General features: G+C 38.3%; 24 protein-coding genes, 4 tRNA genes and 1 pseudogene. 15 read left to right on the top strand and 14 right to left on the bottom strand.

All coding sequences use genetic code 11. The features are described 5' to 3' along the window. Nucleotides 1-78 precede the first annotated feature (78 nt). On the bottom strand, nt 79-2,724 hold the full coding sequence (gene gyrA / locus QQS40_RS10465) for a DNA topoisomerase (ATP-hydrolyzing) subunit A (RefSeq protein ID WP_289902442.1): 2,646 nt from the start codon (nt 2,722-2,724) through the stop codon (nt 79-81). Nucleotides 2,725-2,877: 153 nt separating this feature from the next. Next, entirely contained in the window at nt 2,878-4,641 is a 1,764-nt protein-coding gene (gene ycaO, locus QQS40_RS10460; protein WP_329505205.1) for a 30S ribosomal protein S12 methylthiotransferase accessory factor YcaO, read from the bottom strand. 179 nt (nt 4,642-4,820) lie between these two features. On the opposite strand from ycaO, the gene QQS40_RS10455 reads away from it, so the two are divergent. Further along, nucleotides 4,821-5,159: a YegP family protein gene (locus QQS40_RS10455; RefSeq protein WP_049381360.1), complete on the top strand. Its 339-nt coding sequence runs from the start codon at nt 4,821-4,823 to the stop codon at nt 5,157-5,159. Here the strand turns inward: QQS40_RS10455 and QQS40_RS10450 are convergent, their stop codons facing one another. After that, nucleotides 5,160-5,876, bottom strand: coding sequence for a class I SAM-dependent methyltransferase (locus QQS40_RS10450; RefSeq protein WP_329505202.1), 717 nt, complete (start codon nt 5,874-5,876; stop codon nt 5,160-5,162). A gap of 10 nt (nt 5,877-5,886) precedes the next feature. On the opposite strand from QQS40_RS10450, the gene gloB reads away from it, so the two are divergent. From gloB to msr(D), 9 genes are all read left to right on the top strand, one after another. Continuing rightward, nucleotides 5,887-6,588 carry a hydroxyacylglutathione hydrolase gene (gene gloB / locus QQS40_RS10445; protein WP_329505200.1) on the top strand — a complete coding sequence of 234 codons (702 nt, stop codon included), beginning with the start codon at nt 5,887-5,889 and terminating at the stop codon, nt 6,586-6,588. 135 nt (nt 6,589-6,723) lie between these two features. Continuing rightward, entirely contained in the window at nt 6,724-8,046 is a 1,323-nt protein-coding gene (gene hemA, locus QQS40_RS10440; RefSeq protein WP_111406563.1) for a glutamyl-tRNA reductase, read from the top strand. Then, nucleotides 8,030-8,773, top strand: coding sequence for a phosphodiester glycosidase family protein (locus tag QQS40_RS10435; RefSeq protein ID WP_111406562.1), 744 nt, complete (start codon nt 8,030-8,032; stop codon nt 8,771-8,773). The genes hemA and QQS40_RS10435 overlap by 17 nt, the downstream gene beginning before the upstream one ends. Before the next feature lie 123 nt (nt 8,774-8,896). Then, nucleotides 8,897-8,973 (top strand) — tRNA-Met (locus QQS40_RS10430). A gap of 5 nt (nt 8,974-8,978) precedes the next feature. Next, nucleotides 8,979-9,063 (top strand) — tRNA-Leu (locus tag QQS40_RS10425). 27 nt (nt 9,064-9,090) lie between these two features. After that, a tRNA-Gln gene (locus QQS40_RS10420) sits at nt 9,091-9,165 on the top strand. A 47-nt stretch (nt 9,166-9,212) separates the two neighbouring features. Continuing rightward, nucleotides 9,213-9,287 (top strand) — tRNA-Gln (locus QQS40_RS10415). A 709-nt stretch (nt 9,288-9,996) separates the two neighbouring features. Continuing rightward, nucleotides 9,997-11,214, top strand: coding sequence for a macrolide efflux MFS transporter Mef(A) (gene mef(A), locus QQS40_RS10405; protein WP_000417519.1), 1,218 nt, complete (start codon nt 9,997-9,999; stop codon nt 11,212-11,214). A gap of 119 nt (nt 11,215-11,333) precedes the next feature. Continuing rightward, entirely contained in the window at nt 11,334-12,797 is a 1,464-nt protein-coding gene (gene msr(D) / locus QQS40_RS10400) for an ABC-F type ribosomal protection protein Msr(D) (protein WP_000420313.1), read from the top strand. Between the two features lie 117 nt (nt 12,798-12,914). Here the strand turns inward: msr(D) and QQS40_RS10395 are convergent, their stop codons facing one another. The 8 genes and pseudogenes from QQS40_RS10395 to prfC all read right to left on the bottom strand — a co-directional run bounded on the left by QQS40_RS10395 (nt 12,915) and on the right by prfC (nt 19,046). Then, on the bottom strand, nt 12,915-13,214 hold the full coding sequence (locus QQS40_RS10395; protein ID WP_001072467.1) for a DUF5960 family protein: 300 nt from the start codon (nt 13,212-13,214) through the stop codon (nt 12,915-12,917). Further along, on the bottom strand, nt 13,201-13,569 hold the full coding sequence (locus QQS40_RS10390; protein ID WP_000567222.1) for a hypothetical protein: 369 nt from the start codon (nt 13,567-13,569) through the stop codon (nt 13,201-13,203). Before QQS40_RS10390 ends, QQS40_RS10395 begins: the two co-directional genes overlap by 14 nt. Nucleotides 13,570-13,581: 12 nt before the next feature. Then, entirely contained in the window at nt 13,582-13,917 is a 336-nt protein-coding gene (locus QQS40_RS10385) for a DinB/UmuC family translesion DNA polymerase (protein ID WP_000806926.1), read from the bottom strand. After that, complete coding sequence (locus QQS40_RS10380; protein WP_001813542.1) at nt 13,914-14,159, bottom strand: hypothetical protein; 246 nt, start codon at nt 14,157-14,159, stop codon at nt 13,914-13,916. Before QQS40_RS10380 ends, QQS40_RS10385 begins: the two co-directional genes overlap by 4 nt. Nucleotides 14,160-14,522: 363 nt before the next feature. Then, nucleotides 14,523-16,442: a tetracycline resistance ribosomal protection protein Tet(M) gene (gene tet(M), locus QQS40_RS10375; protein ID WP_050142810.1), complete on the bottom strand. Its 1,920-nt coding sequence runs from the start codon at nt 16,440-16,442 to the stop codon at nt 14,523-14,525. 15 nt (nt 16,443-16,457) lie between these two features. Then, nucleotides 16,458-16,505 (bottom strand): annotated as a pseudogene (locus tag QQS40_RS11250) (hypothetical protein); the annotation flags it as partial. Nucleotides 16,506-16,888: 383 nt separating this feature from the next. Then, entirely contained in the window at nt 16,889-17,428 is a 540-nt protein-coding gene (locus tag QQS40_RS10365) for a hypothetical protein (protein ID WP_290915201.1), read from the bottom strand. A 34-nt stretch (nt 17,429-17,462) separates the two neighbouring features. Beyond that, nucleotides 17,463-19,046 (bottom strand): peptide chain release factor 3, encoded by a 1,584-nt coding sequence (gene prfC, locus QQS40_RS10360; protein ID WP_329505192.1) that lies wholly within the window; start codon nt 19,044-19,046, stop codon nt 17,463-17,465. 219 nt (nt 19,047-19,265) lie between these two features. Here prfC and QQS40_RS10355 point away from each other — a divergent pair, with 219 nt between their 5' ends. The 3 genes from QQS40_RS10355 (at nt 19,266) to argG (ending at nt 22,414) form a co-directional block, all read left to right on the top strand. Further along, nucleotides 19,266-20,126, top strand: a complete 861-nt coding sequence (locus tag QQS40_RS10355) for a phosphoribosylaminoimidazolesuccinocarboxamide synthase (RefSeq protein WP_329505190.1) — start codon at nt 19,266-19,268, stop codon at nt 20,124-20,126. A 71-nt stretch (nt 20,127-20,197) separates the two neighbouring features. Further along, the gene (locus QQS40_RS10350; protein WP_289901971.1) at nt 20,198-21,028 is read left to right on the top strand and encodes a Rossmann-fold NAD(P)-binding domain-containing protein; all 831 of its coding nucleotides are present in this window, start codon (nt 20,198-20,200) and stop codon (nt 21,026-21,028) included. A 51-nt stretch (nt 21,029-21,079) separates the two neighbouring features. Continuing rightward, nucleotides 21,080-22,414, top strand: a complete 1,335-nt coding sequence (gene argG, locus QQS40_RS10345; protein WP_289901970.1) for an argininosuccinate synthase — start codon at nt 21,080-21,082, stop codon at nt 22,412-22,414. Between the two features lie 105 nt (nt 22,415-22,519). Here argG and fur read toward each other — a convergent pair whose 3' ends face one another. The 3 genes from fur to QQS40_RS10330 all read right to left on the bottom strand — a co-directional run bounded on the left by fur (nt 22,520) and on the right by QQS40_RS10330 (nt 24,399). Continuing rightward, nucleotides 22,520-22,954, bottom strand: coding sequence for a ferric iron uptake transcriptional regulator (gene fur, locus QQS40_RS10340; RefSeq protein ID WP_126471749.1), 435 nt, complete (start codon nt 22,952-22,954; stop codon nt 22,520-22,522). Nucleotides 22,955-22,986: 32 nt separating this feature from the next. After that, on the bottom strand, nt 22,987-23,511 hold the full coding sequence (fldA, locus tag QQS40_RS10335) for a flavodoxin FldA (RefSeq protein WP_289901969.1): 525 nt from the start codon (nt 23,509-23,511) through the stop codon (nt 22,987-22,989). Between the two features lie 102 nt (nt 23,512-23,613). Further along, complete coding sequence (locus QQS40_RS10330; RefSeq protein ID WP_289901968.1) at nt 23,614-24,399, bottom strand: alpha/beta fold hydrolase; 786 nt, start codon at nt 24,397-24,399, stop codon at nt 23,614-23,616. Between the two features lie 70 nt (nt 24,400-24,469). Between QQS40_RS10330 and seqA the strand changes: the two genes are divergently transcribed. Further along, a complete protein-coding gene (gene seqA, locus QQS40_RS10325; RefSeq protein WP_289901967.1) occupies nt 24,470-25,111 on the top strand; it encodes a replication initiation negative regulator SeqA in 642 nt (213 codons plus the stop codon). A gap of 4 nt (nt 25,112-25,115) precedes the next feature. Then, entirely contained in the window at nt 25,116-26,468 is a 1,353-nt protein-coding gene (gene menE, locus QQS40_RS10320) for an o-succinylbenzoate--CoA ligase (RefSeq protein ID WP_289901966.1), read from the top strand.

Here is a 26,468-nt window from a genome sequence, read left to right as displayed (position 1 = left end):
CTCTAAAAGAGATTTTTAGATGCCAATAAAAAAGCCCCGCGAATCAAAACGCAGGGCTTTTATTTAATAGAAGATCAATTATTCTTCAGAAGTTACATCTTCAGTGCCTTCGTCTTCATCATCCACATCACAAACACGTTCAAGACTGACTACGTGCTCATCTTCTGCGGTACGAATTAAACGAACCCCTTGGGTGTTACGGCCAACGATACTGACTTCACTTACACGAGTACGCACTAAGGTACCCGCATCGGTAATAAGCATAATTTGGTCGGTTTCTTCTACTTGTGTCGCGGCAACGACTTTACCGTTACGTTCGCTCACTTTAATCGAAATCACCCCTTTGGTATTACGGGATTTGGTTGGGTATTCGCTTAATTGCGTGCGTTTACCGTAACCATTTTGTGTCGCGGTAAGAATTGCACCATCATTTTTCGGTACAACTAAGGAAACCACTTTATCGATGTTGAGATCGAGGGTTTCTTCTGCATTATCGTCAGAAACCTCTTCAATTTCGACCGCACTTTCATCGTCAGCGATGTCGTTGGTGAGAGCGAGTTTAATACCGCGTACACCTGTTGCTAAACGCCCCATTGCACGTACTGCGCTTTCAGCGAAACGTACCACGCGACCTTGAGAAGAGAACAACATGATTTCGTTAGAACCGTCAGTGATATCCACACCGATTAATTCATCTTCATCACGTAAGTTCAAGGCGATGATTCCGCTTGAACGTGGACGGCTGAATTCAGTTAGCGCAATTTTCTTCACAATACCGCCAGCGGTTGCCATGATAACGAATTTATCTTCTTCATAAGCAGAGATTGGTAGGATTGCGGTGATACGCTCGTTTTCTTGTAACGGTAGAATATTTACAATCGGACGACCACGCGCACCACGGCTCGCTTGTGGTAATTGATAGACTTTCAACCAATATAAGCGGCCACGGCTCGAGAAACAGAGAATTGTATCGTGAGTATTCGCCACTAAGAGTTTTTCGATGAAGTCTTCATCTTTCATCTTCGTTGCGGATTTACCTTTACCACCACGACGTTGTGCTTCGTAGTCGGTAAGCGGTTGATATTTCACATAACCTTCGTGAGAAAGGGTCACTACCACATCTTCTTGAGCAATTAAATCTTCTAAATCAATATCACCGGAAGCGGCAGTAATTTCGGTACGACGTTCGTCAGCGAATTGAGCACGTACTTGTTCAAGCTCTTCACGAATCACTTCCATCAAGCGCTCAGGGCTGTTGATGATGTGGAGAAGTTCTGCAATTTTAACCAATAACTCTTTGTATTCATTGATCACTTCTTCGGTAGCAAGACCGGTTAAACGGTGCAAGCGAAGTTCTAAGATTGCATCAACTTGTTCTGGAGAAAGATAGTAATCAGAACCTTGAATACCAAATTCAGCCGCTAATTCAGCCGGACGTGCCGCCGCATCAAGCAAGCCTAAAATGTCGTTATTCAGTTTCCAAGGGCGAGAGATTAATTTTTCTGCCGCTTCTTTACGCTCTTTCGATTGACGGATGATGTCGATGATTTCATCGATATTTGATGTTGCAACCGCTAAACCTTCTAAAATATGGGTACGCTCACGGGCTTTGCGTAATTCAAATAAAGAACGGCGAATCACCACTTCGCGACGGTGCATCACAAAGGCTTCAATGATTTGTTTTAAGTTGAATAAACGTGGTTGACCGTGATCCAAGGCCACCATGTTGATCCCGAAGGTCACCTGCATTTGGGTGAGGGCATAAAGGTGATTTAAAACTACTTCACCCACCGCATCACGTTTGATGTCGATTTCAATGCGGATCCCTTCTTTGTTCGAAAGGTCGATAATATTGCTGATACCTTCGATTTTTTTATCTTTGATAAGCTCAGCAATTTTTTCCACTAATTTCGCTTTGTTCACTTGATAAGGCAATTCGGTCACGATGATTTGCTCTTTGCCTTTATCCGTTGTTTCTACGCTAGCACGAGCACGAACATACACTTTGCCGCGCCCCGTGCGATAAGCTTCTTCAATTCCTTTACGGCCATTAATTAATGCCGCTGTCGGAAAGTCTGGGCCCGGGATATATTGCATTAATTCATCAATGGTGATGTTTTCGTTATCAATATAAGCCAAGCAGCCATCTAAAACTTCATTTAAGTTATGCGGTGGAATGTTGGTTGCCATCCCCACCGCAATACCGGAAGAACCGTTTGCTAAAAGTGCCGGAATACGGGTCGGTAGCACGTCTGGAATCATTAATTCGCCATCATAGTTTGGCGAGAAATTCACGGTTTCTTTATCCAAGTCAGTTAATAACGCTTGGGTGATTTTTTGCATACGGACTTCGGTATAACGCATTGCCGCTGGCGCATCACCGTCGATTGAACCGAAGTTACCTTGCCCATCTACCAACATGTAGCGCAATGAGAACGGCTGTGCCATACGCACAATGGTGTAATACACCGCAAAATCACCGTGCGGGTGATATTTACCGATTACATCACCTACCACACGGGCAGATTTTACGTATTTTTTGCCGGCAGTGATGCCAGATTGATCCATGGAGAAAAGCACACGTCGATGCACCGGTTTTAAACCGTCACGCACATCAGGCAAAGCACGCCCAACAATCACCGACATGGCGTAGTCAAGGTAAGAAGATTTGAGTTCTTCTTCAATATTGACTGGGGTAATAGAGGAATGGATTGAATCCGTCATTTTTATTCCTTTTTTGATCAAAAAATTGTGACGGATTATAGCATAAATTTAAGCGTTTTTGTGTGAAAAGTGCGGTTGATTTTAAAGCGTTTTTTTAATGCGGAAATAAATAAGGCAGACATTAAGTCCGCCTTATGATTGAGAAAAAATCGTCTATTTCCAATTTTCTCGTTTGGCTTTTTGTAATTTCGCATAGGCACCAAGTAAAGCTTGGTGTTCTTTGAAGTTTTCAAGCGTTTCATCGCTGGCTGGCAAGTTATAGAACGGGTTACCTTTTTCCGCCACCGCAGCCCAAGCTTGTTGAACGGCTTCTTTGCCATACATTCTTTCAAATACACTGCGATATTGTTGTGGATCGCGAGTATTGTCTAAATGTAATTCAATGATGCTGATTAAGGCACGATAGTAATTTGCACGCTCTGGTGTAAACACCGAGCTGTTCATATTCATCGTCCAGTTTGCCCAATCTAAGGCTAATTCTAATTCACCTAATGCTAAGTAAAGCATGGATTTAAGTTCACCAACACGTAATGTTGTCCAACCGGTTGCTTTTGGTGCAACGATACCGATAAATTCGCGAACGCGTGTGGCATCGTCAATATCTTGCTCATCTAATTCTGCTAATAATTCTTCATAAGTTTCAGCATCATGATGATGGTGCGGTAGATCCAATAAGATCTCACGCCAATCCATACCCATATTATTATTGGCATAAATGAGGTCATCAGCAGGATAGATATCAGACATGCCTGGTACGATAATGCGGCAAGCATAAACGTCTAAATGGTTGTAATCCATGATATAGACTTCTTTTTCCTCTGCATTAAAGATTGCCATCAAGTTTTCATATTCTTCTTGCGTTGAACCAGAGAAATCCCAATCTACAAATTCATAATCTGGCGTATTTTTAAATAAATCCCAAGAAATTAAACCGCTAGAATCAATAAAGTGTGTTTCAAGGTTAGCATGCTCCGCCACATCATCATTATTGAATGATGGAGGCGAGAATACATCGAGATCTTTTAAACTGCGACCTTGTAAAAGCTCCGTTACGGTACGCTCTAATGCCACTTGGAAGTTTGGATGTGCACCAAAAGAAGCAAAGCAAGTGCCGTTATTTGGGTTGAGTAATACCACGCAAATGACAGGATATTTGCCACCTAGTGACGCATCAAAGGCATAAATAGGGAAGCCTTCTTCCTCTAATTTTTCAATAGAGGCTTGAATAGATGGATAGCGATCCATCACGGATTTTGGAATTTCAGGAAGACTGATTGCTTCTGCAATAATGCGATTTTTTACGTAACGTTCAAAAACTTCTGAAAGCCCTTGCACTCGTGCTTCATTTTTTGTGTTACCGGCAGACATTCCGTTAGACACATACAAATTCGCAATGATACTTTGTGGAATATAGACGGTTTCTTGATCGGATTGACGCACATAAGGCATCGCGACAATACCGCGATCGTAATTACCAGATTGCAGATCCACAAGCAATTCTGGGGTTAGTTCTTGATTTGGATCGAAATAATCCCATAAGTAATCATCTAAAATCCCTAGTGGTAAAAGGGCTTCATCTTCAATAGGAAACCATTTTTCAGTGGGATAATGGACGAAATCGCTATTGGCAATCTCTTGCCCTAAATAGAAATCGGCAAAGAAATAGTTGGTGGAAAGACGTTCGAAATATTCACCTAATGCAGATGCTAACGCAGCTTTTTTGCTCGCGCCTTTACCGTTAGAGAAACATTGTGGGCAATCTTTATCACGAATATGTACAGACCAGACATTTGGCACAGGATTAAGCCAAGAGGCTTCTTCGATATTGAAACCAAGTGCGGTCAATTTTTGTTGAAATTTTGAAATACTGTCTTCAAGTGCGGCATCTTTGCCGAGAATAAATGTTTGTTCGTTCATAATTGTTCCTGTTATAAAAAACTTTCGGATCATAGGGGAGTTTGAGATGCTAATCAAGCATAAAATTTATACGCTTTAGCGCTTGTTTTCCTTGATTTTTAAGGGTAAATTAGCTTGGCGCAGAAAGGCGTTTTCTGTGTAGGTAAAATTATAAACAAATCAATCAATTGGGAGACATCATGGCTCAAGGATTTTATGAATTAAAAGTGGCTAAAGACGGACAATTTATGTTCAACTTAAAAGCAGCAAACGGACAAGTTATTTTAACTAGCGAACTTTACAAAACAAAAGCATCAGCTGAAAACGGCATTGCATCAGTGCAAAAAAATGGTGTGGATGCGAAAAACTTTGAATATCGCGTAGCGAAAAATGACAAACCTTACTTCATTTTAAAAGCGGCTAACCACCAAGAAATTGGTCGTAGCCAATATTATTCTTCTCAAGCTGCAGCAGAAAAAGGCGTTGAGTCTGTAATGAATAATGCATCTTCTGCAGTAATCAAAGAAGTGACAGAATAATCATTCTGTTCTGATTTCTTTAAATGCACCTGCCGGCTCTAAAAACGCCGGCATTTTTGATCGCGCTTTCTCTGGATTCAGTGTTAAGGGATAAGTTCGTTTTTGGGCAACGATTACAGTAAGCGGAGAGCAGAGCGTACTCTTTTCTTGTTTTATGGCTAGTCTTTCTTCTGCAATCACATCAAAATTTAATAACGATAGCCAGTCAATGACTCGCCAAGTAGCATATTGTCGGAATTTAAACTCACCTAATTTCGGTTTGAAAAGTAATGGACTCATCGGATTAAATAACGTGATGAAAATCCAGCCGTCATCCTTTAAAACACGATGTGCTTCACGCAATATTTGATGAGGATCTTGCGCAAAATTTAAGGTGTTTGCCAACAAGCAGGCATCCATTTCTTTTTCAATAAAAGGCAAGGCTAACGGCGATGCTTGGAGCAAGCTATCACTTTCATTTAAAAGTGCGGTAGAAAAATGCACTGTTTTTTCAGCTAAGACAATTTGGTGACGTAAAGGCAAGTCAAAGGCGATTTCACCACTTAAAGCACCGATTTTCAGAATTTGATAGCCTAAAATTTTTGGTGTCCATTGGGCAAAATAATCGGTTAATACGTTACAATAGGCTTCACCTTGTGGTAATGCTTGCCAACTTTCAGGTGAAAGAAGTGGTTTGTGCCATTTGGCTTTCCAATTCAATGTTAATCCTATTTTCATAAGGTAATTTATGCTAGTTCCTATTCCTGCGCTCAATGATAACTATATTTGGCTTTATAGACGAGAAAATTTCCCCGTAATTGTGATCGATATCCCAGAAATAACCCGTTTAATTCCGTATTTAGAATCCCATAAGCTAGGCGTAGAGGCGGTGTTATTAACCCATAATCACGATGATCATGTGCAAGGTGTCGCGGCGTTTAAGCAATATTATCCCAATGTGCCAGTTTTCGGTCCAACAGAATGTGCAGATAAAGGGGCAACCGATATCGCGGATAGGGGAGTGATTGATACGGCACATTATCATATAGAGGTTTTACCAAGTGGTGGACATACGGCAGGGCATGTCAGCTATTTGGTGGATGGGCATCTATTTTGCGGCGATGCGTTATTTTCTGCGGGCTGTGGTCGCGTGTTCACGGGAAATTTTGCTCAAATGTTTGAAACCATGCAGCGTTTTAAGCAATTACCGAATGAAACCGTGGTTTGCCCGGCTCATGAATATACGCTGGGTAATTTAGCTTTTGCGGAAACCGTATTGGCGGATAAAAGTGCGGTCAAAAATCAACGTGTTTTGGTGGAACGTTATCGAGCAGAGGGTAAACCGAGTTTGCCAACAACGATTGGATTAGAGAAACAAATTAACCCGTTTTTACAAGCAAAAAATTTAGACGAATTTACACAATGGCGTTTAGCGAAAGATAAGTTTTAACTCATTTTAGTTATTTGTTTGAGTTTTTTCTCTTGAAATTTGCTCAATTCTCAACAATTCATTAAAATAGCGAAACTTTTACTTTCTACTTAAGCCGCCTATTCATAAAAGTGCGGTTGTTTTTATTAGGTTTTTATGACCCTTCTTGTTCTAGGCATTAATCATAAAACAGCTTCTGTCGCTGTTCGTGAGAAAGTCGCTTTTTCTGAAGAAAAGCGGCAGCTTGCCTTACAACAAATTCACCAACAAGATTTGGCTGAAAGTGCGGTTATTCTTTCTACCTGTAACCGTACAGAGATTTATCTTCACCATCGTCAAATTTCACCCCAAGAGTGTAAGCAATGGCAAACGAACTGTATAAATTGGTTTGCTAACATTCATCAGCTTTCTGTAGATGAATTAAATAAAAGTATTTACACACATCAAAATCAACAAGCAGCAAATCATTTAATGCGCGTGGCGTGTGGTTTGGATTCATTAATTTTGGGCGAGCCGCAAATTTTAGGACAGGTGAAACAAGCGTTCCAAATCAGTGAAGATTATTATCAAGCGGCGAATATTCCACTTTCAAGCACGCTTTCTCGTTTGTTCCAAAAAACCTTTGCAACAGCAAAACGAGTGCGTACTGAAACCAATATTGGTGAAAGCGCTGTATCGGTGGCTTATGCGGCTTGTAGCCTGGCGCGTCAGATTTTTGAATCTTTACGTGAACTACAAATTTTGCTTGTTGGGGCAGGGGAAACTATTGAATTGGTAAGCCGTCATTTATTACGCCACGGCGTAAAAAAATTGATGATTGCTAACCGCACTTTATCTCGCGCTGAACAGCTGGTGGAAAACTTAGCGTCTAATACACCGATAGAGGTGTATTCTCTTGAAGAGTTGCAAACACCTTTAAATCAAGCGGATATTGTCATCAGCTCAACAGGCAGCCCGAATGTTTTAATCACCAAAGCGATGGCTGAAATTGCGGAAAAAGCACGCCAATTTAAACCGACTTTGATGGTGGATATTGCGGTACCGCGTGATATTGATGAAAACGTCTCGGAATTAGAAAGTGTGTATCATTACACCGTGGATGATTTGCAAGATATTATCCAACGCAATCTTTCTCAACGTGAGCAAGCATCAGAGCAGGCGCAAGATATCATTACACAAGAATGCACGGATTTCTTTGAGTGGTTGAAGGTTCATCAGTTCTCCAATTTGATTCGTCATTATCGTGATGAGGCAGAGAATACTCGCCAAGAATTACTCGAAAAAGCCTTACACCAAATTCAACAAGGCGAGAATGCTGAAAAAATTCTGCAAGAATTGAGTTATAAATTAACGAATAAACTCATTCATGCGCCAACCCAAACCATGCAATCCATGATGAGATCGGGTAATGCAGAAGGGTTGCATGCCTTTTCAAATGCGTTGCATTTAACCCATCCTTTAAATGAAAAAAACGATTAAATTTTTGACCGCACTTTTCAGTAGCGCATCGTTACTGATGAGTGTGCCAGCCCTAGCGGAATACCGAACTTTTGATGATGGCAATATTACTTACGGAATTTTTCAAGCAAAGCCCGAAGAAGTACAGCTACATTGGAAAGATGCCGAAGGTAAAGATTATCAAAGTTTAACGCGTCTCAAAAATGCCTTAGAGCCTAGCTATAACGTGAAAATGATCATGAATGCAGGCATTTATAGCATGAATAACACGCCAGCGGGATTATGGATTGAGCATGGAAAAGAGCTCAATGCGTTAAATACAAAATCAGGCAAAGGTAACTTTCATGTACAACCCAATGGTGTGTTTGCCATTGCAAAAAATAAGCCCTACATTTTAACAACAGCGGATTATCAGAAAAGCAAACTCAAGCCGGATTTTGCGTTGCAATCAGGCCCGATGTTGATTATTCATGGCAAAATGAATTCGCAATTTAAAGCAAATCTAGAAAGCTATCATAAGCGTAATGCAGTGTGTTTGACGAAGCAAAATGAATTACTATTTTTGATGACGATAAAAGGTGAGCCTAATCTTTATACCTTGAGTCAAGGTTTGCTTAAAATTGGTTGCCAGGATGCTTTATATCTTGATGGAACCATTTCTAATTGGTACATTCCAGGGCAATTTAGCTCTTTGCATTGGAAGCATTTTGTGGGAATGATCTCCGTTCTTGATGTGAACAAAAAATAGCAAAAGCGTTTTATTTATAATCAACTAAATCAAAAAATCCGTTTTTTGCAAAAAAATGATTGACGAGAATAGGTCAAATCAGGATAATACGCCCCGCAAAGCCGATAAGGTAAAGCAAATGATGGCTACATAGCTCAGTTGGTTAGAGCACAACACTCATAATGTTGGGGTCGCAAGTTCGAATCTCGCTGTAGCCACCAAATTTGCGGGACTGGCGAAATTGGTAGACGCACCAGATTTAGGTTCTGGCGCCGAGAGGTGTGTGGGTTCAAGTCCCTCGTCCCGCACCATTTATCAGCTTGTAGTCAAATAGTAGTTGGGGTATCGCCAAGCGGTAAGGCACCGGGTTTTGATCTCGGCATCCCTAGGTTCGAATCCTAGTACCCCAGCCATACTATCTAAATAAAATCTTCTTTATTTCCAATCAAAGAATTTCAGTTGGGGTATCGCCAAGCGGTAAGGCACCGGGTTTTGATCTCGGCATCCCTAGGTTCGAATCCTAGTACCCCAGCCATCTTATTTTCTCTATTTTTTTATATAATAAGTAATAATTTAGGCAACTTCAAATCGATTAAAAAAAACTATTTTAAAGGTTAAGAGTAGACAAAAATTGTCCACTCTTTTTTGCAAACTCAATTTATCAATAAATGAAATGAGGGAATGTAAAATGAAATATTTTGAGGTTGAGTTAGAAAATCCTGATGAATTTTTAAAACTACAAACAGAAGATTTTGTGAAAGCTAATCGCTTGCTACTAAGGAAGATAATCCAGAGCGTTACAGTCTATGAAGAAAACTTCGTCATATCCTTTAAATCTGGCATCGAATTGGAAGTATGAGTCTCATTCCATAACTTTTATATTGAACATATCATCTTGTTGTGTTATACTATAAATTGATATAAACAAAGATGTAGGAGGAACCGAAACTATGACAGCCTCAATGCGTTTAAGATAAGCTGGCAATAAAAAAAGCAGAATCTATACCCGATGATAGGCTTTTTTGTTGTGCTTATTTATACGATATTGAGCATTCATTAGTTACGGTGAGGATATTGGTTATTTAACTATACCTTTATTTAACTATGTCTTTAATATGAATGTTTCCAAATTGTATGTATGCAGACCAAAAGCCACATTGTGGGGTTTGGCCTGCATTTTTTATTGCCTAGAATGCTATTCAAAATAGAAATTCAAGCAAAATAATATGCAGGAGATAATATAAATGGAAAAATACAACAATTGGAAACGAAAATTTTATGCAATATGGGCAGGGCAAGCAGTATCATTAATCACTAGTGCCATCCTGCAAATGGCGATTATTTTTTACCTTACAGAAAAAACAGGATCTGCGATGGTCTTGTCTATGGCTTCATTAGTAGGTTTTTTACCCTATGCGATTTTGGGACCTGCCATTGGTGTGCTAGTGGATCGTCATGATAGGAAGAAGATAATGATTGGTGCCGATTTAATTATCGCAGCAGCTGGTGCAGTGCTTGCTATTGTTGCATTCTGTATGGAGCTACCTGTCTGGATGATTATGATAGTATTGTTTATCCGTAGCATTGGAACAGCTTTTCATACCCCAGCACTCAATGCGGTTACACCACTTTTAGTACCAGAAGAACAGCTAACGAAATGCGCAGGCTATAGTCAGTCTTTGCAGTCTATAAGCTATATTGTTAGTCCGGCAGTTGCAGCACTCTTATACTCCGTTTGGGATTTAAATGCTATTATTGCCATCGACGTATTGGGTGCTGTGATTGCATCTATTACGGTAGCAATTGTACGTATACCTAAGCTGGGTAATCAAGTGCAAAGTTTAGAACCAAATTTCATAAGGGAGATGAAAGAAGGAGTTGTGGTTCTGAGACAAAACAAAGGATTGTTTGCCTTATTACTCTTAGGAACACTATATACTTTTGTTTATATGCCAATCAATGCACTATTTCCTTTAATAAGCATGGAACACTTTAATGGAACACCTGTGCATATTTCTATTACGGAAATTTCCTTTGCATTTGGGATGCTAGCAGGAGGCTTATTATTAGGAAGATTAGGGGGCTTCGAAAAGCATGTATTACTAATAACAAGTTCATTTTTTATAATGGGGACCAGTTTAGCCGTTTCGGGAATACTTCCTCCAAATGGATTTGTAATATTCGTAGTTTGCTGTGCAATAATGGGGCTTTCGGTGCCATTTTATAGCGGTGTGCAAACAGCTCTTTTTCAGGAGAAAATTAAGCCTGAATATTTAGGACGTGTATTTTCTTTGATCGGAAGTATCATGTCACTTGCTATGCCAATTGGGTTAATTCTTTCTGGATTCTTTGCTGATAAAATCGGTGTAAATCATTGGTTTTTACTATCAGGTATTTTAATTATTGGCATTGCTATAGTTTGCCAAATGATAACTGAGGTTAGAAAATTAGATTTAAAATAAACAATATTGGAGGAATATTTATGTATCTTATTTTCATGTAACTCTTCCTGCTAAAATCGCAGGGTTTTCCCTGCATACAAGCAAATGAAAGCATGCGATTATAGACAGGAGGAAATGTTATGGAATTAATATTAAAAGCAAAAGACATTCGTGTGGAATTCAAAGGACGCGATGTTTTAGATATAAATGAATTAGAAGTATATGATTATGACCGTATTGGTTTAGTAGGAGCAAATGGTGCTGGAAAAAGCACTTTACTCAGGGTACTTTTAGGAGAATTAACTCCCCCAGGATGTAAAATGAATCGTCTGGGTGAACTTGCCTATATTCCCCAGTTGGACGAAGTAACTCTGCAGGAGGAAAAAGATTTTGCACTTGTAGGCAAGCTAGGTGTTGAGCAATTAAATATACAGACTATGAGCGGTGGTGAAGAAACAAGGCTTAAAATAGCACAGGCCTTATCGGCACAGGTTCATGGTATTTTAGCGGATGAACCTACGAGCCATTTAGACCGTGAAGGAATTGATTTTCTAATAGGACAGCTAAAATATTTTACAGGTGCACTGTTAGTTATTAGCCATGACCGCTATTTTCTTGATGAAATAGTAGATAAAATATGGGAACTGAAAGATGGCAAAATCACTGAGTATTGGGGAAACTATTCTGATTATCTTCGTCAGAAAGAGGAAGAACGTAAGAGCCAAGCTGCAGAATACGAACAATTTATTGCGGAACGTGCCCGATTGGAAAGGGCTGCGGAGGAAAAGCGAAAACAGGCTCGTAAAATAGAACAGAAGGCAAAAGGTTCTTCAAAGAAAAAAAGTACTGAAGACGGAGGGCGTTTAGCTCATCAAAAATCAATAGGAAGTAAGGAAAAAAAGATGTATAATGCTGCTAAAACCCTAGAGCACAGGATTGCGGCCTTAGGAAAAGTAGAAGCTCCGGAAGGCATTCGCAGAATTCGTTTCAGGCAAAGTAAAGCATTGGAGCTCCATAATCCATACCCTATAGTCGGTGCAGAAATTAATAAAGTATTTGGGGATAAGGCTCTGTTTGAAAATGCATCTTTTCAAATTCCGTTAGGAGCAAAAGTGGCGTTAACTGGTGGTAATGGAATCGGAAAAACAACTTTAATCCAAATGATCTTAAACCATGAAGAAGGAATTTCTATTTCGCCTAAGGCAAAAATAGGTTACTTTGCACAGAATGGTTACAAGTACAACAGTAATCAGAATGTTATGGAGTTTATGCAGAAGGATTGTGACTACAATATATCAGAAATTCGTTCAGTGCTAGCATCTATGGGGTTCAAACAGAACGATATTGGAAAAAGTTTATCTGTTTTAAGCGGTGGAGAAATTATAAAATTGTTGCTTGCTAAAATGCTCATGGGTAGATATAACATCCTAATAATGGATGAACCCAGTAACTTCCTTGACATACCAAGTTTAGAGGCTTTGGAAATACTAATGAAGGAGTACACCGGAACTATCGTGTTTATCACCCACGATAAACGATTACTCGAAAATGTAGCAGATGTAGTTTATGAAATTAGAGATAAGAAAATAAATCTGAAACATTAAATTTAAGGTAGTCGCTGGTCAGTATAGTCTGTTCTGGTTGGCGACTCCATTGTTAAAGAGTATAAAGACTTTAGATTTTATGAATATTAAAAATAGGAACAGTCAATTGAACTGCTCCTATTTTTCTGCTAAATATATTGTAGTTTTCTTATATGTATAATGATAGATTAGCGGATTCTCATCTACGGTACTTACTTCAAATATGAAGAAGTGATCGCGGTTATCTCTGGACTTTTCCTTATTGAGGACAAAGTAATTCTTACGTGAAGTCGCCATTGTTTTTAGGATATCATCAGTTAGGAAGGTCAATGGAATATTCATGTTAGAGTAGCGGTAGAAGTCACGTTCAAAATCTTGGTAGCTCTCGCTATAATAGTCCATTTGTAGGTGATTACGCTGAAACTCAAGCTGATTCATAGAGCACCTCCTCGACAAGTTCAATACTAATAATGTCTTTTAATTTCAAATTGATGTGACCTGTTGTAGTTTTTATCAAAATGAAATCTTTGGTCAGACTTGGTATTGTTCCAGTGTAGGAAACACGCTTGTTTTTTTCAATCACTTGAATGCGTGTGCGTAGCTGCCCGGCGTATACTTGACTGAGGAGTAATAATTTCTTCTCTAGTGATAAGTCAGACATGTACGTTACTTTGTTTGTATCATCAGAGAGTGCTGATGCATGTTCAGATAGGAAAAAGCCCATCCATTTTTGCATCTTTGTATCCTGGTACTCTCTTGCTGATTGAAATGGTAAATATGAACGGTCAATCATATCAAATCCTTTCTATGCAGAGGCAAGGGTATTTTTATCAAATTGAATCGTAAAACCTTGAATTCCCCCACCTGTGTAACATTCTTTAAAGCGATTGATTACCTCAGTATAGATTATCACAGATGAGCTTGTTGGCTTAATGCTAAATGTAAATTCCAATGGTAATCGGTTTTCAGATTTAGCATGTACTAGTCGTATCGATATTTCAGTTGTTTTGAGTTTTCTCTGACGAAGTTTTGAAGTTGCTGTTTCAACGATTCCATGTAAAAATCTTTCAAGCATTTCAATATCATTACATCCTTTGCTACGGATTTCTGAAAATTGTACTGTATTTTTTTCTTGTTTCATTTTAATCCCTCCAATCCACCCGCGGAATGACCACCGATAAGTTTACTGCGTTCAATATTTCTGGAACCTTCAGTTAGGACGGTTCCTTTTTGTATGGCTAAAAAACCAAACTGTTCTCTGACAACATCAATAGCTGTCTGAAGTCTATTATCTTTTTCAATTTGTTCTACATCATCAAAGAGTGATAGTAGAGTATAGCTTTCATCTACGAAGCCACTATAAGATACACCAATTTGTCTCACTGCACCAGAGGTGTATTTTTTCGGAATAATACAAGTACATGACTCACCATTGTTTTGGGGAGATTTGCGGGTTCAATTTTATTCTGAGCATTTATAGATTTTTTCATCTCAGTCCTAGAATAGCCAATATGAATAGAAACGACAGTAGTCAATACTAGGGCTACTGTTCCGTTCCACAGTATCATTTAAAAATCATTTTCACACCCTTTCGTCTATTAGTATAGAAGAAAGCTCTCAGCACACAATATCCACTTGTAGTTTATAATAACTATCTCCTCCTTTACACTTTAATTCAAATCTTTATTAAAAAATATTTCATCTTATTTAACAAGAAACCATATTTATATAACAACATAAAATACACTAAGTTATTTTATTGAACATATATCGTACTTTATCTATCCGACTATTTGGACGACGGGGCTGGCAAACAGGTTCACCGGTAGTAACATGGTACCCTTTTAACTCTGTTAAACAAACACTACGTCCATTTGTAAAGAAAGTTAAATCACTACGATATTCTTGAATACACCGAGCAGGGATTTCTCCACTAAGAATGACCTCATTATTTTTCAATTGAGTGTCTACGATGTTCGCACAATATTTAGGAGCATCGTTGTATGCTCGTGAAAGATATTCCTGTGGCGCATAAATTTTAAAACTAAGATATGGCTCTAACAATTCTGTTCCAGCTTTTTTTAAGACTTGTTCCAATACAATAGGAGCAAGCATCCGAAAATCTGCTGGGGTACTAACAGGGCTATAGTATAAGCCATACTTAAAACAGATTTTACAATCCGTCACATTCCAACCATATAATCCTTGTTCGCAACCATAGCGTATCCCTTCCATAACTGCATTTTGAAATGATTGATTTAAGTATCCAAGAGAAACCGAGCTCTCATACTGCATTCCACTTCCCAACGGAAGCGGTGATACAGATAAACCAATGGAAGCCCAGAAAGGATTTGGCGGCACTTCGATGTGAATGGTATATTCTGCATTTTTTAACGGTCTCTCCATATAAATGACTGTAGGCTCTTTTAGTTCTATCTCCACATGATACTTTTCTTGCAACAGTGCACTAATCACTTCCATTTGTACTTTCCCTAAGAAAGAAAGTATAATTTCATGTGTCGTAGAATCCACGTAATATCGTAGAAGCGGATCACTATCTGAGATTTCCAAAAGGGCATCAAGCAACATTTCTCTCTGTTCAGGTTTACTCGGTTCAACAGTTGTTTGTAGTAGAGGGTGCGGATTTTCAATCTTTTTTCTCTGTGGCAATAGTTTTGTATCTCCAAGAACACTATTTAACTTCAAAAACTCATTTTGCAAAATAACAATTTCTCCAGAATAAGCTCTATCAATCTTACATAATTCACCATTTATTGAAGTATACATTTCTGTAACTTTTATTTTTTCTTTTTCTGATACTCTAACCGAATCTCGCAAATGCAGTACGCCACTATAAAGACGTATATATGCAAGACGCTGTCTTTTTTCCGAATATTCAATTTTGAAAACATTTCCGCAAAGTTCAGACGGACCTCGATGTGTTGATGAATAAAATTTATTCGTAATCACTTCTATAAGGTTATCAATCCCTATATTGTTTTTTGCACTTCCGTGATAAACAGGGAACAGGGAACAATTATGAAATCTTATGCTTTCCTCTTGTTCGAGTTCCAATGCTTCTAATGATTTACCGGACATATATTTCTCTAAAAGGTCATCGTTTCCCTCTATTACCGTATCCCATTGTTCAGATTCGGTAAAGTTCGTCACACACATATTAGGATACAGTTCTACCTTCTGTTTGATTACAATTTCGGCAGAAAGTTTCTCTTTAATATCCTGATAAACCGTTGATAAATCAATTCCATTTTGGTCAATCTTATTGATAAAAAAGATTGTGGGAATCCCCATTTTCCTAAGTGCATGAAATAATATACGAGTTTGTGCTTGTACGCCATCTTTTGCAGAAATCAGTAGAATTGCCCCATCTAAAACTGATAATGAACGATATACTTCTGCTAAGAAATCCATATGTCCTGGCGTGTCTATGATGTTCACCTTCGTATTTTCCCACTGAAAAGAGGTTATTCCTGTCTGAATTGTAATTCCTCTCTGACGTTCTAAAAGCGTATTATCCGTCCTCGTTGTACCTTTGTCCACGCTTCCTAATTCTGTAATCGCTCCACTGTTATATAATAAGCTTTCTGTTAAGGTAGTTTTTCCTGCATCAACATGAGCTAAAACTCCAATATTAATAATTTTCATGTGATTTTCCTCCATTCAAAAACCCAAAAGGGCATAAAAATCCCAGTGATAAATACTTTTATCACTGGGATTTTTATGCATAACCATAGGTATACAAAGCATACAGATATTCTCTGGATACTTTAGAATCACATGATAAAGGTATTCTTAAACTGGGTACAAAAAACTAAGCCCTCCTAAAAAAGGACATCTAATTATTTGTTCCCGCTATCAAATTGACAGTTTATTTAAGAATACCTTGCCGCATATTTATTAACTCCTTTTAAATAGTCACTTAAATAATAGCACGTAAGAGCATATTTGTAAAGGAATCTCCAATTTTTTACAAGGAAAAAATGCGATTAAATTTAACCGCACTTTGTTCTATCCATCAGTTGTTATTTGCTACAAATTTTAATGTCTTTATATAAAAGAAAAGCCACCTTGCGGTGACCTTTCATATTGATTTATTTTAATTCTACTAAAGTTAAATTACATTGAGCTGTTGATGCTGCAGGTAATGCTTCATAATCTTTTCCTGCCTGAGGCGTGAATGTGAGTTTTTTACCCGAACAGCTGTAACCTAGTTGTGTATATTTAATACCTTTTGCATAATCGGTATAAGTATTATCTGGGGTTACTATTTCACTTTTTAGGGTGATTTCAGCGCCCGCAGGGATAACAAACTCTTTAAAGAAAGTACTTGAACCAAAGTTATTGAATTGGCTTGGTTTTTTACTCGCTTCGCTATCTGGCATCCCTAGCGATTCATTACTTTTAAGGTAAAGCATTGAGCTGAAGGATTGCCCCCATCCACCTCCAACATTTACTTTTTCTGTTTTTCCATTCTGTTTTACTTCCATCTCGGTATAGCGACCATTTTGTCCATATAGACGGATACGTGCGTCAGTTTGTGGGTTATAAGCTTTTCCTGCATTTGACAGCTCAGTGTTTACACAACCCGAGAGTAGTAACGCTGCTGTACTGATAAGCATCAATTTTTTCATAATTTTTCCTTTTGTTAATGGTAGAAAATGGTAATTAATGTTCCCTTGTCTTAAAGAAGGTCACATCAGGATAACGTTCTTGTGCAAGATTTAAATTAACCATCGTTGGTGCAATGTAAGTAAGATTATCTCCACCATCTAATGCTAGGTTTTGCTCATTTTTGCGTTTGAACTCTTCAAATTTTTTGTTATCCGCACATTCTACCCAACGAGCCGTCGCGACATTGACCGTTTCGTAAATGGCTTCAACGTTATATTCAGATTTCAAACGCGAAACAACCACATCAAACTGTAATACACCGACCGCGCCAACAATCAAATCATTATTGCTTAATGGGCGGAATACTTGCACAGCACCTTCTTCAGAAAGTTGCACCAAACCTTTTAATAATTGTTTTTGTTTAAGAGGATCTTTTAAACGAATACGACGGAATAATTCAGGCGCAAAGTTTGGAATACCGGTAAATTTAAGCTCTTCGCCTTGCGTAAAGGTATCACCAATTTGAATAGTACCGTGATTGTGCAAACCGATAATATCGCCAGCATAAGCCTCATCTGCATGAGTACGATCCCCCGCCATAAAGGTGAGGGCGTCAGAAATGACTACATCTTTACCAATACGCACGTGTTTAAGTTTCATGCCTTTTTCATATTTGCCAGAAACTACGCGTAAGAAAGCCACGCGGTCGCGGTGTTTTGGATCCATATTGGCTTGGATTTTAAACACGAAACCGCTGAATTTTTCTTCTTCTGCTGAAACTTTACGAGTATCTGCTTGGCGAGCTTGTGGTGCAGGCGCCCATTCGGTTAAACCATCCAAGAAATGATCGACACCGAAGTTACCTAATGCAGTACCAAAAAAGACTGGTGTTAATTCACCACTTAAGAATAAATCCAAATCAAATTCATTACTTGCACCTTTTACTAGCTCTAATTCATCTCGCAGTTGTTGGGCTAAGTCATCACCTACGGCTGCGTCTAATTCAGGGCTATTTAAGCCTTTCACGATTCGTACTTCTTGAATAGTAGAGCCTTGGCCACTTTGATAAAGATAGGTTTCATCTTTATATAAATGATAAACTCCTTTAAACAATTTACCGCAACCAATCGGCCAAGTAATCGGTGCACAATGGATTTTTAATATGCTTTCCACTTCATCTAATAATTCCATCGGATCGCGAATATCTCGGTCAAGTTTATTCATGAAAGTGATAATTGGTGTATCGCGTAAACGGGTCACTTCCATTAATTTAATGGTTCGTTCTTCAACCCCTTTTGCTGAGTCGATAACCATCAAGCAGCTATCCACGGCCGTTAAAGTGCGGTAGGTATCTTCCGAGAAATCTTCATGTCCCGGTGTATCCAATAAATTCACTAAGCATTCATTGTAAGGGAATTGCATCACGGAAGTGGTAATGGAAATACCACGTTGTTTTTCCATTTCCATCCAGTCAGATTTTGCATGCTGTGCAGAGCCTTTACCTTTTACTGAGCCTGCTTTTTGAATGGCATTGCCGTATAACAATACCTTTTCGGTGATGGTGGTTTTACCTGCGTCAGGGTGGGAAATAATCGCAAATGTGCGACGTTTATTCACTTCTTCTAATGGATAACTCATTTGTCTTGTTTCTTCTGTTTTAAATAATGCTGTATTGTCGCTGATTTTCAGATTGAGCTCAAATTAAATTGTTTTTCTTTTGTTATCTATAGCTTATTTAGGTGTATGACTCTGTAATTTCTTTTCTTTAAAAATTTTTGATAAAAAAAGCAAACGTTTGCGCAAAAGTGCGGTATAATACGCGCCGATTTTTTATTCTTATAATAAAAGGTGCAAACAATGACACAACTTAGTCTAAAAAAAATCTATTCAGGGAAAGTGCGTGATCTTTATGAGATCGATGATAAACGAATGTTAATGGTAGCCAGTGACCGTTTGTCTGCATTTGATGTAATTTTAGATGATCCTATCCCACGCAAAGGTGAAATTCTGACTCAAATTTCCAATTTCTGGTTCAATAAGTTAGCCCATATTATGCCGAATCATTTTACAGGCGATTCAGTTTATGATGTGTTACCAAAAGAAGAAGCTGATTTAGTAAAAGATCGAGCAGTGGTATGTAAGCGTTTGAAACCAATAAAAATTGAATCTATCGTGCGTGGTTATTTAACAGGTAGTGGGCTAAAAGATTATAAGCAAACGGGCACCATTTGTGGTTTGAAATTGCCAGAAGGATTAGTTGAGGCAAGTAAATTACCTGAACCAATTTTTACGCCATCAAGTAAAGAAGAAGTGGGCAATCACGATATCAATATTAGCTATGAAGAATGTGAAAAAGCTATTGGCGTAGAATTGGCGGCAAAAGTGAGAGAAAAAGCGATAGCGCTTTATACTGAGGCTGCGAAATATGCGCTGACTAAAGGTATTATTATTTGTGATACTAAATTTGAATTAGGTTTAGATGAAAATGGCACACTCACTTTAATGGATGAGGTATTAACGCCAGATTCTAGTCGTTTTTGGTCAGTTGATACTTATAAAGAAGGCACAAATCCACCGTCGTTTGATAAGCAATTTGTACGAGATTGGTTAGAGCAAAGTGGTTGGAATAAACAACCACCAGCGCCTAAAGTACCAAAAGAAGTAATTGAAAAAACAATGGCTAAATATCGAGAGGCGTTGGATTTATTAACAAAATAACATTAACAATCTCCCTGCTATGCTTTAGAATGGCAGGGATTTTTTCGGATAGAATTTGTGAATAAAAGAAAATGAAATCTGTTGCAATAGTTGGTTTAGGTTGGTTAGGTTTGCCGCTGACGCAACACTTAAAAAAACTCGGTTGGCGTGTAAAAGGCTCAAAACAATCTTTCGCGGATGCTCAACGATTGCATCAGTTAGGCATTGAAGCCTATCCTTTTTCTTTTTCAGAAAAAATAAAGAGTTTGCCTGATAATATTCAATCTCTTTTTGATGTGAATGCACTCATTATCACCTTACCACCTAGCCGTTTTTCTTCTCAACAGTATTGTGAACATCTTACTTTTTTAACTAATCAAGCAAAGAAACAAGGTGTACAGCACTTGATTTTTACCAGTTCAACGTCTGTTTTTCCTGATATTTCGGGGCAATTTGATGAAGATTCTCAACTTTCAGCTGAAACAGAAATGGGTAAAACACTGATACAAGCCGAGCAGTGCTTGTTCCAATCGGAAATATCTCATTGCGATATTCTTCGACTTGCAGGATTAATTGGGAAACAACGCCATCCGGTTAAATTCTTAGCAGGAAAATGTAATTTAAAACAGGGTAATTCGCCTGTTAATTTGGTGCATCTTGAAGATTGCATTCAAGCTATTACTACCTTACTTATGAATCCAAATGGATTGCGAACTTACCATCTTTGCGCGCCAATTCATCCTACACGAGCAGAATATTACACAAAAGCAGCGGCATTTTATGATTTATCCATACCACAATTTGAATGTAGTGATTCGGATCCGAAACGAATCATTATAGCAGATAAGATTTGTCGAGATTTAGGCTTCGTTTATCGTTATCCAAATCCCGATGAGATGTTAGAAAAGCGCAGTGATTTTTGACTGCACTTTTTAAAGACTCACTCACCATAACCACAATGAAGGAAATAAAATATGTCAAATACAATTCTGCAACATTTACCTAAAGGCCAAAAAGTTGGTATTGCTTTTTCAGGCGGGCTCGATACCAGTGCGGCATTACTTTGGATGCGTCAAAAAGGTGCAATACCTTATGCTTATACAGCAAACTTAGGTCAACCAGATGAAGATGATTACAATGCAATTCCCAAAAAAGCGATGGAATATGGTGCGGAAAATGCGCGTTTAGTAGATTGTCGTGCGCAGTTAGCCCATGAAGGACTTGCGGCTATTCAATGTGGTGCATTCCATATTTCGACTGGTGGAGCAACCTATTTCAATACCACACCACTTGGTCGTGCGGTAACGGGTACGATGCTTGTTGCAGCAATGAAAGAAGATGATGTCAATATTTGGGGTGATGGTTCAACTTTTAAAGGTAATGATATTGAGCGTTTTTATCGTTATGGTTTATTAACCAACCCAAATTTAAAAATTTACAAACCATGGTTAGATCAACAATTCATTGATGAGTTAGGTGGTCGTTTTGAAATGTCACAATTCTTGATTGAAAATGGTTTTGACTACAAAATGTCAGTAGAAAAAGCCTATTCAACTGACTCTAATATGTTAGGTGCAACTCATGAAGCGAAAGACTTAGAAGAATTAAATTGCGGCATTAAAATTGTGAAGCCAATCATGGGCGTGGCATTCTGGGATGAAAATGTTGAAGTGAAACCAGAAGTAGTGACTGTTCGTTTTGAAGAAGGTGTGCCAGTTGCCTTAAATGGTAAAACATTTGATAACGTGGTGGATCTTTTCTTAGAAGCAAATCGCATTGGTGGTCGTCATGGTTTAGGCATGTCAGATCAAATTGAAAACCGTATTATCGAAGCAAAATCACGTGGTATTTATGAAGCACCGGGAATGGCATTATTCCACATTGCTTATGAGCGTTTAGTCACCGGTATTCACAATGAAGATACTATTGAACAATATCGTATCAACGGTTTACGTTTAGGCCGTTTATTATACCAAGGTCGTTGGTTTGATCCACAAGCGTTAATGTTACGTGAAACGGCACAACGTTGGGTGGCTCGTGCGATTACAGGAGAAGTGACATTAGAACTTCGTCGTGGTAATGATTATTCAATCTTAAATACTGAATCACCAAACTTAACTTATGCGGCAGAACGTTTGAGTATGGAAAAAGTGGAAAATGCACCATTTGATCCAATCGATCGTATTGGTCAATTAACCATGCGTAACTTAGACGTAGCAGATACACGTGGCAAATTAAGTATCTACTCTCAAGTGGGTTTATTAACTGCAGGGAAAGATTCTGTTTTGCCACAATTAGGTAAAAAATAATTTTCTCTTTTAAATAGAAAGAAGTGCGGTCGATTTTGACCGCATTTTAGCTGAGAGAATAAAAAACCTTAGGTTTAGCCTAAGGTTTTTGTTTTTTAGCAAGCATTATTTTTTCTCTTCACATTTGTTGATATCGCTACATTTACCGTAGAGATATAAACTGTGTGCTTTTAATTTGATACCATGTTGCTGACTGATTTCTTTTTGACGCTGTTCGATAATATTATCAGTAAACTCAAATACTTTACCGCAATCTTCACAGATAATGTGATCGTGGTGTTCTGTTGGTGCAAGTTCAAAAACAGACTTGTTACCTTCAAAATTATGACGAATTAAGATATGCGCTTCATTAAATTGGTTAAGCACACGATATACAGTTGCAAGGCCAATATCACTGCCTTGTTCCAATAAGATCTTATATACATCTTCTGCTGAGAAATGCTCGTTTTTATGCTCTTGCATTAACGTAAGAATAGTCAGCCGAGGTTCAGTAATTTTTAATCCGGCTTTTTTGAGTAATTTGATGTTTTCTTCAGACATAATGTTCCCTTAAATATGCTAAATAGAGATGGTTAAGCTAATTCTGCTAAACACATTTCATTGTAGATTTGTTTTGTCCATTTCTCTACGCGTTCTGCAGTAAGTTCCGGTTGACGATCTTCATCAATACATAAGCCAATGAAGTTTCCATCGTCCAGTAATGCTTTCGATGCTTCAAAGGTGTAACCATCCGTTGACCAATTGCCCACGATAATTGCGCCACGTGGTTCAACGATATCACGTACTGTACCGATTGCATCACAGAAATAATCAGCATAATCTTCCTGATCGCCACAGCCAAAAATACCCACTAATTTGTCAGTAAAATCAATTTCTTCTAAAGTAGGGAAAAAATCATCCCAGTCAGCTTGCGCTTCACCGTAATACCAAGTCGGAATACCGAAAAGTAAAAAATCATAACTTTCGATATCTTCTTTTGTGCTTTTTGCAATGTCACGAATATCGACTAATTCATTGCCTAATTGTTTTTGAATCATTTTTGCAATGTTTTCTGTATTACCTGTGTCACTACCGTAAAATAAACCGACAACTGCCATTGTTCTTTCCTTTAAATAAAATTGAGTGAATAGAAAAAGTGAGAGACTAAAGCCCTACGATTTGTGCGAACTATACCATAAATGAATTCTCATTTAAAACGATTAATTCTTATTTAGAAACCTATCAATCGCACGTATCACAAAATCAGGTTTCTCCGCATGAACCCAGTGTCCAGAACCATTAATGGTGAAAGAAGTCGCATTCGGGAATTGTTTTAGAATGGTTTCCGTATATTCAGGTTTAATATAAGATGAAAGCCCACCTTTGATGAAGAGCGTTGGCGTATTAACAAAAATCTCTTGCCAATCCATCAGTTCCGCATAATGTTCAAAAAGAGCGGTCAAATTGAAACGAAAATATTCAGGTGAAGTCGCATCAAAAGATTTCAACATAAATTGCACCACATTAGGAGTGGCAATTTCAGTTTCTAAAATAGGTTTGGCTTGTTGACGAGTTTTTGGCTGAGCTTTTTTTACAGCAAATAACCCGCGAAATACATCATCATGTCCAGTGCTGCTATTCGCCACAGGAGCAATATCGATGACAACTAATTTTTCTACGCGCAGTGGTTGAAGTGCGGTCATTTTCATGGCCGTTTTTCCGCCCATTGAATGGCCAATTAAAATCACCTTATCTAATTGAAGATAATTGATAAGTAGCCATACATCATTAGCCATGACGTCGTAATTCATTGTTTCTGAATGAAAACTTTGTCCGTGATTACGTAAATCCACACGTAAAATGTTATACTTATCGCTAAATGCACGGGCGATAACCCCAAGATTATTCATATCCCCAAATAAGCCATGAATAAAAACTAAAGTAGGTGAATTAATTTGTTGTTTTGTTTGATGAAATTGATAGTTTAATAATTGGTAGGATAACATATATTTTACGTGAGAATTTGCTTGGAAATCGTTATAATGGAGAGAAATTTTAGCAAACGGAGAGAAAAAAATGAAGATAATTGAAGTCGATGAAGAGTTATATCAATATATTGCTGGAAAAACTCAGTCAATCGGAGAAAGTGCTTCAGATATTCTTCGCCGTTTGTTGAATTTACCTCATCATGCGATAAGTCAGAATGATGTCTTTGACTCAGAGGAATCTTCTCAAATTTCAAAAAATAAAGAACATTCAGCGTCTGTTTTTGTCGAAAAAAAAATGGAAATATCTCAACAAAAGGTTAAGTCGATAGAGTCGCAGAGAGCAGTGAAAAAGCAATCAGATGAAGCTATAAGCCATATAGTGGATAAAGTTCGCACGTTACTAAACTCACCTGACTTTAAAGCTGAAACAAAAGCAGTTGTACGTTTTTTAAGTATATTACGCATTCTTTATCGTACAAATCCAGAAAGTTTTGCTTTGGCAACAGAAAGTTTACAAGGTCGTACTCGAGTCTATTTTGCTCGAGATGAAGCAACCTTACTAGTTGCGGGTAATCATACAAAACCGAAGCAAATTCCGGATACACCATACTGGGTGATTACGAATACCAATAGTGCTCGTAAGATGTTGATGTTAGAGAGCGCAATGCAATCTATGCATTTGCCAGAATGTTTAATTGATGAGGTTCGTCCTTGTTTTATCAATAATTAGTTCGATGCGAAAATTTCCTTGGCAAATATTTGCCCAAAGTCCACTTCACACTCATAGGGTAGCGTTGCGAAACTCGCAAGGTATTCATATTACTTGGGGTGAACTGTATGAAAAAATTAACCAGGTAGAAGCATTCCTTTTGCAACAAGAGGTGACGGCAAAAAGTGTTGTTGCTTTTTGTGGTAAAAATTCAGAACAGATTTTATTTCTTTATTTAGCGGTGATTCAGCTTGGTGCAAAAATTTTAGGTATCAATCCTGCATTTCCTCAAGAAAAAAGAGAGGAATTGTGTCGAGCATATGGTGTAGATTTTTGTTATCAGACCGAAGATATTCATTATTTAGCTGCTGAAGCATTCCCTGAACATAACGCTGACTTTACAAAAGCGGCAACGATGACACTCACATCGGGCTCGACTGGTTTGCCTAAAGCGGTGGTGCATAATGTGTCTGCTCATTTAGCTAATGCGGAAGGCGTTTGTGCCTTAATGAATTTTGGCAAAGATCGATCATGGCTACTTTCTTTACCGCTTTATCATGTTTCCGGACAAGGCATTGTGTGGCGCTGGCTTTACGTAGGTGCAACCTTAGTTTTACCGAAAGAAGATTTTTATCAATCTATTGGTGAGGTTTCTCATGTTTCTCTCGTGCCAACGCAACTACAGCGTTGGTTTGATTATTTGACGGAACATCCTCAACCTATCCAAACGCAAGCCGTGTTATTAGGTGGGACACAAATCCCTGTAAAATTAACCCAAGCGTTAAGTGAATTAGGGATTCGCAGTTATTCAGGTTATGGTATGACCGAAATGGCTTCTACCGCATTCGCTAAACAATCGGATGGAAAAATCGGTGTGGGACAGCCTTTGCTTGGTCGAGCGTTCAAGTTAGTGAATGAAGAAGTTTGGCTAAAAGGTGCCGGGCTTGCCATGGGATATTGGCGCAATGGGTGTGTTGAACCGCTTACTAATGCTGAAGGTTGGTTCCAAACCAAAGATAAAGGTCAATGGCTCGATAACGAATTAGTCATTCAAGGCCGATTAGATAATATGTTTATTTCTGGCGGTGAAAATATTCAGCCGGAAGAAATTGAAAAAGTGATTGCACAATCAGATTTAGTGAAGCAAGTCTTTGTTTTGCCTAAATATGATGAAGAATTTGGCCATCGTCCTGTCGCGATTGTTGAATTTCATACATCCTTTAATGAAAGTGCGGTCGAATCTCTCAACGTTTTTTTACAAGGGCGATTGGAACGATTCAAGCAACCTGTTGCTTATTATGAACTCCCGGAGAATTTAATCCAAGGGGCAATAAAGATTTCTCGCAAAGTACTCGCCGATTGGCTATCACAACAATAG

The organism is Haemophilus parainfluenzae (assembly GCF_036288925.1).
In the GTDB taxonomy this organism is placed as follows: Bacteria; Pseudomonadota; Gammaproteobacteria; order Enterobacterales; family Pasteurellaceae; genus Haemophilus_D.
This window is presented reverse-complemented; position numbering and strand designations above follow the sequence as displayed.